Source organism: Dokdonella sp., assembly GCF_041395345.1.
Classification (GTDB): domain Bacteria; phylum Pseudomonadota; class Gammaproteobacteria; order Xanthomonadales; family Rhodanobacteraceae; genus Dokdonella.
Map to the genome: position 1 here is coordinate 33,863 of NZ_JAWLAR010000020.1, position 13,851 is coordinate 47,713.

Sequence of the window (13,851 nt, forward strand, 5' to 3'; positions counted from 1 at the left end):
ACGGCCTGGATTCCGTAGCATCACGGCTGAAGCCCGGTCCTGCAGAGTCCTTGTGCTCCAGGCGACAAATGTCAAGTGTCCTTGACACATCGCCTGGTGGCCGTTACTCTTGATGTCAAGCTTACTTGACACAGGTCGACACATGAACGCCCCACAACCTTCGCCGCGACGCCTGCACGGTTGCCTGATCGCGGCCCTGGCCTATCTCGCCACTACCGCGCTCTGTCTCTGGCTGCTCAGGCAGCCACTGGCCGAGGCGCCGACCCTATTGCGTGCCGGCGTGAGTCTGTTGCCCGTGATAGCCATTGGCTTCTCGATACGCGAGGTGCTGCGCCTGGTTCGGGCCAGCGACGAACTGCAGCGCCGAATCGATCTGGAGGCGCTGGCGGTTGCCGCGATCACGGTCGGGCTCGGATGTCTGAGTCTGTCTTTGCTGGTGGGAGCAAATGTATTGGCGATCGAAGGCAAGACCGTCCTGACCTGGATCCTGCCGGCCCTGTCGGTCACCTATCTGATCGCCCGGTTCTTCGCTCAGGCGCGTTATCGATGAACAACCGCGTCCGCGAACTCCGCGGCGCCAGCGGCTGGTCGCAAGCCGAACTGGCCGAGCGCCTGGCCGTGTCACGACAGACCATCAACGCAATAGAAACCGGCAAATACGATCCCAGCCTGCCGCTCGCCTTCGCCATCGCGCGCCTGTTTGGCGAAGCGATCGAAGCGATTTTCACCCCCGACCCCTGAGACGCCGCATCGATGAAGAAGAACCACCGGATTGCCGTTGCCGTCGCGCTTGTCGTCGCGGTAGTGGCCTATTCAAGGCTGCACAAGTCGACCGGGGCCGATACGACTGCCCCGTCATCGCGTGGCCAGTACCTGATTTCCGCGCATGCCGAATCCTTTCGCTTTGGCAGCCTCGAATTCAAGGCTTGCGCGTTGACCCAGGAACACTCGGCCGCGACCACCGAAGCGTATTGCGCGCCGTTCGAGGTCATGGAGAATCGAGCCGATCCGGCCAGCCGCAGGATCCAGCTTCGTCTCGCCCTTGTCGCGGCCAACGGCGCGGCCGATGACGACTTCATCGTGTTCCTTGCCGGTGGCCCGGGTCAGTCCGCCGTCGACAGCTGGCCGCGCATCGCACCGGCACTGGCGTTTGCGCGCAGGCACCGGCACGTACTCCTGCTCGACCAGCGTGGCACCGGCGAATCGAATCCACTGAACTGCGCGGCGCTTGCTGACGGAGACGCCATGCCGGAGTTCGATCCGCAGCGCATGGCAGAACAGACCCGCGCCTGTGCGGAAGAAGTCGGCATGCATGCCGACCCGCGCTACTACTCGACGTCCGATGCCGTGGCCGATCTCGAAGAGCTGCGCCAGGCGCTGGGCGCGCCGCGCTTCGATCTGGTCGGCGTCTCCTACGGAACCCGCCTCGCCCAGCATTACACCAGGCGCCACACCGAGGGCGTGCGCAGCATGGTCCTGGACAGTGTCGTGCCGAATGAGCTCGCGCTCGGCGGCGAGTTCGCAATCAACCTCGATAACGCACTCAAGGCCCAGTTCGCCAATTGTGCGGCTCATCCAGCTTGTGCAGCGGCCTTTCCGGACCCTTACACCGACCTGATGCGCCTGCGCGACCAGTTGCGCGAAGCGCCGCGCGACGTGCACTACGCCGATCCGATCAGCTTCGAAGCCAAAACCGCGCGACTCGATGCCTTCGGCCTGGCCGGGCTGATCCGTCTGTTTGCCTACTCACCGGAAACGGCCGCGCTGATTCCGCATACGGTTTCCGAAGCGCTTGCCGGCAATGACGCCGCACTGATGGGACAGATGGGCGTCATCGCGCAAGGCGTGGAAGAGCTCGCCGGCAGTGGCATGCAGCTTTCGGTGGTCTGCGCCGAGGACGCTGATCGCCTCGTTGCCGATGCCAGCGTTGCGGACACCTTGCTGGGCAACCAGATGGTCGAGATGATGCAGTCGCAATGCGCGATCTGGCCGCATGGCGAACGACCGCCGGATTTCAATGAGCCGGCGCGTGGCGACACGCCCGTGCTGGTGCTGGAAGGCGAGCTCGATCCGGTCACACCGCCACGCTACGGCGAGCAGGTTGTCGCCGGACTCGAAGCGGCACGACTCATCGTCGTCAAAGGCCAGGGTCACAACGTGATCGGGCGTGGCTGCCTGCCGAAACTGGTCAGCGAATTCATGGACACGCTGGATCCGGCAGCGCTCGATGTCGCCTGTGCCGACGAACTCGGCCAGATTCCCCATTTCATCGATTTCAACGGAGCCGCGCCATGATCGAACTGAAGGATCTGCACAAGGCGTTCGCTGCCGTGAAGGCGGTTGATGGCGTGTCGTTCATTGCACGCGATGGCGAAATCACCGGATTGCTCGGGCCGAACGGCGCAGGCAAGACCACAACCCTGCGCATGCTCTACACCCTGATGAAGCCGGACCGCGGCCAGGTGCTGGTCGACGGCATCGACGCCGCCACCGATCCGATCGCGGTACGTCGCCGGCTGGGCGTATTGCCGGATGCGCGCGGCCTGTACAAGCGTCTCAGTTCGCGCGAGAACATCGAATACTTTGGTCGCCTGCAAGGCATGGACGAAGCATTGATCAGAACGCGCTGCGATGCGCTGATCAAGGCGCTCGACATGGACGAGATCGCCGAACGCCGCACCGAAGGATTCTCCCAGGGCCAGCGCGTCAAGACGGCGATCGCACGCGCGCTGATCCACGATCCGAAGAACTGCATCCTCGACGAGCCGACCAATGGTCTCGACGTCATGGCAACCCGCGCGATGCGCGACTTCCTGCGTCGCCTGAGAGACGAAGGACGCTGCGTGCTGTTCTCCAGCCACATCATGCAGGAGGTCGCTGCGCTGTGTGATCGCATCGTCGTCATTGCGCAGGGTCGCGTCGTCGCCGACGCCTCGCCCGAGGCCCTGCGCGAACAGGCGGGTACGCCAAACCTCGAAGATGCGTTCGTCAAGGTGATCGGATCCGCAGAAGGACTCGCCGCATGAAGTCCATACTGACCGTGTTCTGGAAGGAAGTGCGCGAGAACATCCGCGATCGTCGCACCGTGCTGAACACCCTGGTCACCGGCCCGCTGATGGCGCCGCTGATCTTCGTCCTGCTGATCAACGGCATCGTTTCGCGCGAACTCGACAAGGCCGAGAAACCCTTGCCGGTGCCCGTGATCGGTGCCGAGCATGCGGCCAACCTGATCGATGCGCTCAAGCAGAGCGGCATCATCATCAAGGAGGCCATCGCCGAGCCCGAACGCGCCGTGCGCGAACAGGAAGTCGATCTCGTGCTGCGCATTCCGGAACGCTTCGGAGAGGCCTGGAGCAAGGGCGAACCGGCGGAAGTCGAACTGATCTACGACGAATCCCAGCGCGATGCGCAGGGTTCGGTGGGCCGGCTGCGCGCGATCCTGGAGGGCTACGGCCAACGCACCTCGACCATGCGCGTACTCGCACGTGGCCTGTCCCCCTCGATCATGCGACCGCTGGTCGTGGCCAATCGGGATCAGTCCACCGCGCAGGCGCGTGGCGGCATGATGTTCTCGATGCTTCCTTACTTCTTCATTCTCGGTGCCTTCATTGGCGGCATGGCCCTGGCCATCGACACCACCGCCGGCGAGCGCGAGCGCCAGTCGCTCGAACCGCTTTTCGCCAATCCGGTCGCGCGTTCGAAGATCCTGCTTGGCAAGCTCGGTGCGACCGGCATGTTCGCGCTGACCACCCTGTTGCTCAGCATCATTGCGTTCTCCTTCGCCGGTCAGTTCATGCCGACCGAGAAGCTCGGAATGACGCTTTCGATCGGCCCCCGCTTCGCCCTGCTGACCCTGCTCGTGATGTTCCCGCTGGTGTTCCTCATTTCCTCGCTGCAGACGCTCGCTGCCGCGTTCGCCAGGACCTTCCGCGAAGCGCAGACCTATCTTTCGCTGCTGATGTTCGTGCCTGCCGTGCCGACCCTGCTGATGTCGGTATTTCCGTTCAAGACCGAAACCTGGATGTACGCGGTGCCGCTGGTCGGCCAGCAGGTCACGATCACGCGCCTGATGCGCGGCGAATTCGTGGCCAGCTCCGAGATCGCGCTCTGTGTGGCCTGCACCTCGCTCGCCGCCGTGCTGGTCTACTTCATCACTGCGCGCATCTATGACGGCGAGCGCCTGGCCATCTCGACCTGACTACGCGTGACACGAGGAGCCTCTATCCGGGTAGGAGCCCCCTTCAGGGGCAATGCTTTTCAACAACCTGCGAACAAGATCCGGTGTTTGAGCCATTTCTGCCCGAAAGGGCAAGAAGACGAAAGGCATCGCCCCTGAAGGGAGCTCCTACAGACGAACGGGAACTCTCTCGCGCGCGCCACACGAGCCGCACGTTGGGCATCAACCCGTGGACACGCGTTAAGCTGTCGCACTTGAGCGGGCCTTCCGGGCCCGTTTTTCTCGCCTGCCCAGGGAGCTGCAATGACCGCCAGTACGCCGTTGATCGTCACTTTCGCCGTCTACCTGTTCGCGACGATCGCGATCGGTTTCTATGCCTGGTACTCCACGCGCACCTTCGACGACTACATCCTCGGTGGTCGCTCGCTGGGCAGTTATGTCACGGCGATGTCGGCAGGCGCCTCGGACATGAGCGGCTGGTTGCTGATGGGCCTGCCGGGCGCGCTGTATGTTGGTGGCGCATCGGAAGCCTGGATTGTCATCGGACTGATTCTCGGTGCCTGGGCCAACTGGCGCTATGTCGCCGGACCGTTGCGCGTCTACACCGAGCGCACCAACAACTCGCTCACCCTGCCCGACTACTTCACTCATCGTTTCGCCGACGACAAGCGCATCCTCCGCGTCTTTTCCGCCGTCATCATCCTGCTGTTCTTCGCGGTCTATTGCGCCTCGGGTATCGTCGCCGGTGCGCGCCTGTTCGAAAGCACGTTCGGCGTGCCCTACGCACAGGCGATCTGGTACGGCGCCGCCGCCACCATCCTGTATACCCTGATCGGCGGCTTCCTTGCGGTCAGCTGGACCGACACCGTGCAGGCCACCCTGATGCTGTTCGCGCTGATTCTCACGCCCATCATGGTGATCGTGGGCAACGGCGGCTTCGATTCGAGCCTGGCCGTGATCGAACAGGTCGACCCGAAACGCCTGGAGTGGGTCGGTACCGGCGGCGTCATCGCGATCATTTCGTCGATGGCCTGGGGACTCGGCTATGTCGGCCAGCCGCATATCCTGGCCCGCTTCATGGCCGCCGACAGCGTCAAGTCGATTCCCGCTGCGCGCCGTATCGGCATGGCCTGGATGATCATCTGCCTGACCGGATCCATCGCCGTCGGCTTTTTCGGTATCGCCTGGTTTGGCGCCAACCCGACCTTTGCAGGCGAAGTCAACGACAACTCCGAGCGCGTCTTCATCCTGCTTGCCCAGCAACTGTTCAACCCGTGGATAGCCGGCATCCTGCTGTCAGCCATTCTGGCCGCCGTCATGAGTACCTTGTCCTGCCAGTTGCTGGTCTGTTCGAGCGCCCTCACCGAGGATTTCTATCGCGGCTTCCTGCGCAAGAGTGCGGGCAGCAAGGAGCTGGTCTGGGTCGGTCGCACCACGGTTCTGATCGTGGCCCTGATCGCGATCGCCATCGCCTCGGATCCGGACAGCCGCGTGCTCGGCCTGGTCAGCTATGCCTGGGCCGGTTTCGGTGCCGCATTCGGTCCGGTCATCCTGCTTTCGCTGTACTGGAAGCGGGTCAATCGCAATGGCGCCCTGGCCGGCATGGTTGTCGGCACGTTGACGGTCGTGCTGTGGAAGCAATCCGGCAGTGCCCTGTATGAAATGATCCCCGGCTTCATCGCAGCGACGATTGCCATCGTCGCGGTCAGCCTGCTTACACGCGGACCTTCGGCGCAGGTGCAGGCCACGCACGAAGAAGTCATGAAGGAACTGCGCACGACCGGCTATTGACCTTGGTTCCCTCTCCCGCCGGGAGAGGGTGCCCCGAAGTGCGAAGGATGCGAGACCGATTCCGTCTCCCAACGGGAAAAGGTGGCCGCAGGCCGGATGAGGGTTCCTGCGAAGCCCGGACTTCAATCAGACGGGCAGCTTCCATCTTCTTTGACACCTTCTCCCAAGGGGAGAAGGACCAAACATCGGGGCCCTGCATGTGATGCGCCGTAGCGCGCTAAACCGAAGTTCAAAACAAGTCGCCCTGCGCCGAATCCCGACGCGGCGCCACGAACTTCGAGCGATTGAGCGACAACTCGCGCGAACGCTTCAGGCCATGCTTGCGACAGGCCAGCGCGAAGCGCTGCCGGATCAGGTCGGCATAGGGACCTTCGCCGCGCATCCGAGAGCCGAACCGCGCATCGTTGTCGCGTCCGCCGCGCATCTGCCGGATCAGGCTCATCACGTGTTCGGCGCGATCGGGCACGTGCAGGTCCAGCCACTCGCGGAACAGATCCTTCAATTCCAGCGGCAGGCGCAACACGGTGTAGCCGGCGATGTTCGCACCGAGCGCGGCCGCTTGTTCGAGCACGTGTTCCATGTGCATGTCGGTGACCGCCGGGATGATCGGTGCGACCAGCACGCCACAGGGCACGCCGGCCGCGTGCAGATTGGCAACGATCTGCATGCGTCGGTGCGGCGCGGTTGCGCGCGGCTCCAACGTGCTTGCCAGACGGTTGTCGAGAATGCCGATCGAGACAAACACCTGGACCAGGTTTTCACGCGCCATCGGCGCCAGCAGATCGAGATCGCGCTCGACCAGCGCATTCTTGGTCACGATGGTCAATGGATGCCGGCAGTCGTGCAGCACCTCGACGATCTCGCGCGTGATCCCATACTCCCGCTCGATCGGCTGGTAGGCATCGGTGTTCGCGCCCAGGGTGATCGGCTCGCAGACGTAGCCCGCCTTGGCCAGCTCGGCACGCAGGCGTTCGGCGGCATTGGTCTTGGCGTAGAGCTGCGTCTCGAAATCCAGCCCCGGCGAAAGATTCAGGTACGCGTGCGTCGGCCGCGCATAGCAATAGTTGCAGCCATGTTCGCAGCCACGATACGGGTTGATCGATTGCGTGAACGGAATGTCGGGGGAATCGTTGTGGCTGATGATCGAGCGCGCCCGCTCAATCGAAACGCGCGTCGGCGGTCGTGTCGCAGCTTCTTCCTCGCGATACCAGCCGTCATCCTCCAGTGTTTTCGACAACGCCTCGAAGCGCCCCTCGCGATTGCTGCCCGCGCCGCGTCCCTTGATCCGGATCGGTCGGTTGAGGTCGTCGGGATCGTGCCTGGCCATGGGCTGATTATGAGCGCATCCGTCGCAGCAGCCGAGACGTCGGACGAGGCCGGACCGGCGTTGTCGCGATGATCGCTGCGATGGGTTAGGCTCCCGACAAAATACTGCGGAGAATGCCCATGCGGTCTTGCACCTTGAACGTTGCCTTTCGCGCTGTTGCCGGCTTCACTGCAACGCTGGCAATGCTGCCGTCCTTGGGTTTGGCGGACAACCCCGTCAGCCGCGAGGAAGTGGGCAATCGCGTCAGCGAGAATATCCCGCCGATACCAGCCACGCTTACCGATCAGCTCAACCGCTATCAGAACACGCGGGGCGCGCCTGTTGCCGGCTGGCTGGATTCGGAGTGTCTGCTGATCAGTACCCGCTTTGCCGAGACCAACCAGGCCCATCGCGTATGCGAACCACTGGGCATGCGCGAACAGCTCACGTTCTACAGCGAGCCGGTGGGCAGCCTGACGCCCGCACCCGCTGCCTCCGCGCGCCAGGGTTTCGTCTTTTCGCGCGATGCCGGTGGCGACGAGTTCTCGCAACTCTACTGGTTCGATCTTGGTACACGCGACACCACGCTGCTGACCGATGGCAAACGCTCGCAAAACAGCGGCCCATTGTTTTCTGCAGACGGCAACCTGCTTGCGTACACGAGCACCTCTCGCACCGGCAAGGACTACGACATCTGGATTCGCGACATGCAGGCAGGTACCGCAAAGACCGTTGTGACCGAGGGCGGCGCCTGGGGGGCGATGGATTTCTCCGCCGATGGAAAGCGCCTGCTCGTCATTCACTATGTTTCTATCAACGAATCCTATCCGGGCGAGGTCGATCTCGAGACGGGCAAGCTCAGGATGTTTCCGGTTGACGGCGACAAGGCGGCGTTCGGCGATTTCCGCTTCGCCGGCAAGGACAATGCGGTGTATTTCGTCTCGGACGAACCGTTCAAGGGCAAGCCCAGCGAGTTCAAGACGCTGCGCTACCACGATCCGGCCAGCGGCGACTACAAGCAGTTGAGCGGCGACATTCCCTGGGATGTCGATGCGCTGGAAATCTCCGACGACGGTGCCCATCTCGCCTTTGTCAGCAACGAAGACGGCATCGACACCCTGCATGTCCTGAGCTTGCCGGAGCAGCGCGAGATCGCCCTGCCGACGCTGCCGGTGGGATTGATAGGCGGCTTGTCGTTCTCGCCGGACGGCAAGCGGCTGGCGCTGACCCTGAACTCGGCCACTTCGCCGAGTGACGCCTATGTCATCGACCTGGCCGAAGCCGGCATGACACGCTGGACACGCAGCGAAGTCGGCGGCCTCGACACCGCGAAATTCGCATCGCCCACGCTGATCCGCTTTCCGACCTTCGACAAGGTCAACGGAAAGGCTCGCACGATCCCGGCCTTCTACTACAAGCCGGCCAATGCCAGCGCCACCCGCAAAGTGCCCGTCGTCATCAACATCCACGGCGGGCCGGAAAGCCAGTCCACACCGTATTTCAGCTCGACCACCCAATACATGGTCGGGGAGCTCGGCGTTGCCGTGATCTACCCCAACGTGCGCGGCTCTTCCGGTTACGGCAAATCCTTTCTGCGCCTGGATAATGCCGAAAAGCGCGAGGATTCGGTAAAGGACATTGGCGCCCTGCTTGACTGGGTTGCCCTGCAGCCCGAACTTGACGCCAATCGTGTGGCGGTATTCGGCGGCAGCTATGGCGGCTACATGGTGCTGGCCACGATGACCAACTATCCCGAGCGCATCAAGGCGGGTATCGATGTCGTCGGCATTTCGCACTTCGGAACCTTCCTCAAGAATACGGAAGATTACCGCCGTGACTTGCGACGTGCCGAGTACGGCGACGAACGCGATCCGGACATGCAGAAGGTGTTCGAGCGCATCTCGCCACTGAACAACGCGCAGAAGATTCGCGCACCTCTGTTTGTCGCCCAGGGCAAGAACGATCCGCGCGTGCCGTTCACCGAAGCCGAGCAGATCGTCAAGGCCGTGCGCGACAATGGTGAGCCGGTCTGGTATCTCCTTTACAACGATGAGGGCCACGGCTTCAGGAAGAAGACCAACAGCGACTACTTCACCGCGGCGTCAATGTTGTTCCTGCAGCGCTATCTGCTGAACGAGACCAGGCCGTCGCCGTAGCAGACGCACTGGCACGAATGCGCGAGGGCACATCGCGCCTATGCCATGCTCGAGATCATTGCTACCCCAGGGTTGCGAAGCTCGGAGGGAGCTTCGCACCGGATCACGAACCGGAGACCATGCTCATGCGGATTACGTTGATTGCAATCGCCGCGCTATTCGGATTCTCCTCACTCGCGGCCCATGCACAATCGGAAGACTCGGCGAAAACGATGTCCGAGCCAGCCAAGGCCGTGCTGGTCACCGGCGCGAGCAGCGGCATCGGCAAGAAGATCACCGAGCATCTCGCTGGAAAGGGCTATTTCGTCTATGCAGGCGCTCGCAAGCAGGCCGACATCGACATGCTCAATGCGATCGAGAACGTGCAAGCGCTCCAGCTCGATGTGACCAAACAGGCTGACATCGATGCCGCAGTCAAGACGATCGAGGACGCCGGCCGCGGGCTGCATGGGCTCGTCAACAATGCCGGAGTCGCGACCCTGGGATTTCTGACCGAAACCAGTCCGAAAGAATTCGACCTCGTCATGAAGGTGAATGCCTACGGCCCCTACCTTGTCACGCGCGCGTTCGCGCCGATGATCATCGAACAGAAGGGGCGCATCACGACGATCGGTTCGATCTCGGGCATTCTCGCTTCGGAGAGGCTGGGTGCCTACGCCATGAGCAAGCATGCAGTGGAAGCGTTTACCGACTCACTGGCGAAGCAGATGCAGCCACTCGGCGTGGAAGTCAGCGTGATCGAGCCGGGCAACTACGATTCGGAGATAGGCAAGAATGCGGCACAGCGAACGGGAGTCGACTCTCCGATAGCGGATCGCAGCAAGTACAAGCAACCCGATGAAGTGGCCGCCGCGGCCGAGCTGGCCCTGTTTGGCGACAATCCCAAGCGCCGCTACATGGTGGTGCCAAACCAGCGCGAAGCCGAGATCACGATCCGGAAGCAGATCGAGCAGTTGGTCCAGCTCAATGAAGGCCAACCCTACACGTATGACCGTGATGCGCTGGTGAAAATGCTCGACGAGGCACTGGCGACATCACGGCCGCGCAGTCCGTAGAAAAGCGAAAGCGCGTGGCTGCCTGTGCAGCCACGTCGGACTATGCTGCGTTGGTTGTTTCCTTGCGAGGGAGCCGCTCTGCAGGTTGCTTCGCAATCGGGCGTCCAACCGTCAATGCCTTGCACAAGTCTGCGTCCATGTCGGCGAATTCCTGGCCCGGTTCGGAACCCGGCGCGTTGAAACGCCGCCGAACGATGTTGTCTGGCAAGTGCCGGTGGTGTCGGCACGCAAGCTGTAAAGCCCTCGGTCCAGGCGGCCGCCAAGGCGAGAATCGACCTGGGCTCAATCCCTGGGGAGGGCATCCTTTCAGCCCTTCACGAGCTGTGAGCCAGCGCCATGCTATGTCGGCGGCCCGCATCTCGAACAGTTCGCAACCCGTCCTGCGGGCAGACCATGTGCCATGAAAGAGAGCACGAGATGGAGATCCATCTGGGCATTCCAGTTGGCATCGAGAAACGCGCCGTTTTGCCAATGAGTCGGAGGGCGCCGCGGGTCCAGCTTCAAGCCGGTGCCATCAGCTCGCCGATTTCGCCATATCAATGCCTGGCGCCCAGATTTCACGACAATTTCAGGATTCCTGAAGGTAAATCCCCCGTCAGCCAGCCATGCTCGTCGTTCCTTTCGTTGCGCAGCGAGCAAACATGAGACGCATGATTACGAGCCTGTGCCTGGCTTCGCTGTCAGGGGCTGCGATGGCCGCGAATATCAACATCGGGCCGAACGGCTGTACGCTGGCGGACGCGATAACGGCAGCCAATGTGAACGCACCGATCGGCAATTGCGCGGCCGGTTCGGGCAGCGACGTCATCATCGCCCCCGATGGCTGGGTGGTCACCCTCACTTCGGACCTGCCTCCCATTGCCTCCGACATGACCATCCGTTCAGCCAGTGCCGCAGGCATCTTCTACATATTGGGGAATGATCAACGCAGGGTGCTCAAGATCGTCGGCAACAACACCGATGTGACCCTGCTGCGCGTGGAGATTGGCGGCGGAAAGACCGGCTTGCTGGACGGTGCCGGCGCGGGCATTCGTATCGAAAACGCGAACGTCCAGCTGGTTGATTCGGTTGTGATTTCAAACGAGTACACCCAGGGGCAGGGCAGCGGAATCTATGTAACCGGCGGCGACCTCACTCTGGAGCGCACCAGGGTGCAGGCGAACAAGAGCGGCTCCGCTGTCTCCGCCCAGAATGCTTCTGTTCATGTGGTCGATTCCCTGTTCCTCCAGAACTCACAAGGCGCGATCGGCGTGTCGAGCAGCACTCTGCTGGTCGAGCGCAGCCTGATTGACGAAATGGAATTTGGCATTGGCGGTAGCCAGTCGGTCGCGGAGATCATCAATACGACTTTTTCCTCGAGCATTCCCAACCCGGATTTTCCACCGACTGCATTCAGCTTCACCAATTCTTCATCCGTAACGCTCAACCACGTGACCAGCAGCTACAAGTTCAGACTCACGGACTCCATTCTCAGTGCAAGCAATTCGCTTCTCTTGAGCTGCGAATTGTTCAGCACCAACGTGATCCTCAACACGAACAATCTGTATGCCACCAACTACACGGCCAATCCTGCCAATTGCCTGGGTGATTTACCCGAGAATGTCTTCCTGCGACCGCTCGCCGATAACGGCGGACTGACCATGACACGCGCAATTGGCAGGCCGGATTCGGGAGCGATCAATGCCGGCAATCCAACTTATTGCGAGCCGGTCGATCAGCGTGGCCAGCTACGCGGAACGCTTTGTGATATCGGTGCCTATGAAGCGACCGGGTTTGCCGATGTATCGGTCGATGCCCGTATCGAGCCCGGCCCGGACTATGTCAGTGGTCAGCGCATCGTCGTCTTTGCCGAGCTGGAGAACGCTGGCCCCGGCCCCGCTACCAACGTGCGTTTCGATATGGATGCCACCCATGCCTTTGTCGCAAGCGTGAACTCGGCCTACTGCAATACGATTCCCTGTGTCATCACCAGCATTCAGCCAGGGCAGACGCTGACCATTCCGATCGAGATGACCCTGGGAAGCTATCTCAACAGTCCGTTCACGCTCGATCTGAACGCACACACGACGGTGGATTCGACCTACGAAGACGCCGACGAAGACGATCCGAGTGGCACCAACTTCTTCAGTATCTTGCACCCGATCTACCAGGGCTCCGACCTCTCCCTGGTGATGGACCTGATGACCGATGCGCCGTTCTTTGTCGGCCAGACGATCGAATACGAGGCGCACATCGCAAACCTCGGACCGCAAACAGCCAGTGGAGTCGAGCTGCGATTCACCCCGGACAGCCTGAACAACATTGCATTTTCCGGCTGTACGTCGGTGTCGGGACTGACCTGCGACGTGGCCAATATCGGCAGCGGTGGATCACGCACCGTTGCCATCCAGGCGGTTGTCGCTGACGATCAGTTCAATGCCATCGCCTCAGTGAACGCAAATCAGGTCGACATCAACCTCGGCAACAATATCGACAACCTCAACAATGGCGGCGGCGTTGAAAAGGCCGATATTGCCGTGGCATTGGCACTACTGGATGCCGGGCCGTACTACAGCTATCGCTACCTGCAGTTTGAAATTGCCATACAGGCCGGCGACGATCCGGCTTCGAACATCCAGCTCAACTACACGTTTCCCGGCGCCGAGCTGATCGATATTCAGGGCTGTGCGAGCTATCCCTGTGTGATCCCGCAACTGGCGGCGAACAGCCAGATCATTTTGCTCGCACAGTTCTTCGCCCCAATTGCCGTTCCAGGCACCGTCGACGCTCTCAATTTCCAGGTGTATGCAATACCCGGGCAACAGGATCCGAATCTCGCCGACAACGAGGCAGCGCTGATCAGGCCACTGGTTCCCAATGCAGATGTCGCCGCGCAACTGGTCCTGGTCAGTCCACCGCCCTACTACGCCGGTCAGGAAATCGAATATGCCCTGCGCATTCCAAACGGCGGCCCCAATGCCGCGACATCGGTCGACATCAGTGCGAATCCACAAAACCTGACCTTGCTGAGCGCATTCGGGGATCTGTGCCTGAACCTCGATTGCACCATTTCCCGGCTCAATGAGTTCGACGAGGAAAACATCACACTGATCTACCAGATCAATCAGGCCGGTGCTTTCAACCTGACCGCGACCGTGGATGCCAACGAGCTGGACGTCAACCTCGGCAACAACACCGATAGCACGGGCAATGGCGGCAACGCGGTGTCGCCACCCAGCAACGACGTGCTATTCGCTGACGGCTTCGAGTAGCGCACTCCACTACTGGCACCCTCGATCCTGCTGGTTGACCCGAGCGAAAAGAAAAAGGGACGGAGCTGTCGGCTCCGTCCCGCGTTTACTTCTGACACCAGGATTTCTGTTTTCC

General features: G+C 61.6%; 10 protein-coding genes. 9 read left to right on the forward strand and 1 reads right to left on the reverse strand.

The features are described 5' to 3' along the window. Window positions 1-142: 142 nt before the first annotated feature. The 6 genes from R3F00_RS15985 (at window position 143) to putP (ending at window position 5,968) form a co-directional block, all read left to right on the forward strand. Complete coding sequence (locus tag R3F00_RS15985) at window positions 143-550, forward strand: hypothetical protein (RefSeq protein WP_371279963.1); 408 nt, start codon at window positions 143-145, stop codon at window positions 548-550. Next, window positions 547-741, forward strand: a complete 195-nt coding sequence (locus R3F00_RS15990; RefSeq protein WP_371279964.1) for a helix-turn-helix transcriptional regulator — start codon at window positions 547-549, stop codon at window positions 739-741. The genes R3F00_RS15985 and R3F00_RS15990 overlap by 4 nt, the downstream gene beginning before the upstream one ends. A 12-nt stretch (window positions 742-753) precedes the next feature. Then, window positions 754-2,295 (forward strand): alpha/beta hydrolase, encoded by a 1,542-nt coding sequence (locus tag R3F00_RS15995; protein ID WP_371279965.1) that lies wholly within the window; start codon window positions 754-756, stop codon window positions 2,293-2,295. Then, window positions 2,292-3,026 (forward strand): ATP-binding cassette domain-containing protein, encoded by a 735-nt coding sequence (locus tag R3F00_RS16000; protein WP_371279966.1) that lies wholly within the window; start codon window positions 2,292-2,294, stop codon window positions 3,024-3,026. The genes R3F00_RS15995 and R3F00_RS16000 overlap by 4 nt, the downstream gene beginning before the upstream one ends. Continuing rightward, entirely contained in the window at window positions 3,023-4,198 is a 1,176-nt protein-coding gene (locus tag R3F00_RS16005; RefSeq protein WP_371279967.1) for an ABC transporter permease, read from the forward strand. The genes R3F00_RS16000 and R3F00_RS16005 overlap by 4 nt, the downstream gene beginning before the upstream one ends. Window positions 4,199-4,480: 282 nt before the next feature. Further along, window positions 4,481-5,968, forward strand: coding sequence for a sodium/proline symporter PutP (gene putP / locus R3F00_RS16010; protein ID WP_371279968.1), 1,488 nt, complete (start codon window positions 4,481-4,483; stop codon window positions 5,966-5,968). A gap of 229 nt (window positions 5,969-6,197) precedes the next feature. Here the strand turns inward: putP and R3F00_RS16015 are convergent, their stop codons facing one another. After that, window positions 6,198-7,295, reverse strand: coding sequence for a PA0069 family radical SAM protein (locus tag R3F00_RS16015; RefSeq protein WP_371279969.1), 1,098 nt, complete (start codon window positions 7,293-7,295; stop codon window positions 6,198-6,200). A gap of 119 nt (window positions 7,296-7,414) precedes the next feature. On the opposite strand from R3F00_RS16015, the gene R3F00_RS16020 reads away from it, so the two are divergent. From R3F00_RS16020 to R3F00_RS16030, 3 genes are all read left to right on the forward strand, one after another. Beyond that, entirely contained in the window at window positions 7,415-9,430 is a 2,016-nt protein-coding gene (locus R3F00_RS16020; RefSeq protein WP_371279970.1) for a S9 family peptidase, read from the forward strand. Between the two features lie 212 nt (window positions 9,431-9,642). Beyond that, window positions 9,643-10,485, forward strand: coding sequence for an SDR family NAD(P)-dependent oxidoreductase (locus R3F00_RS16025; RefSeq protein ID WP_371279971.1), 843 nt, complete (start codon window positions 9,643-9,645; stop codon window positions 10,483-10,485). 650 nt (window positions 10,486-11,135) lie between these two features. Further along, window positions 11,136-13,736, forward strand: coding sequence for a choice-of-anchor Q domain-containing protein (locus tag R3F00_RS16030; protein WP_371279972.1), 2,601 nt, complete (start codon window positions 11,136-11,138; stop codon window positions 13,734-13,736). The last annotated feature ends 115 nt before the right edge of the window (window positions 13,737-13,851 follow it).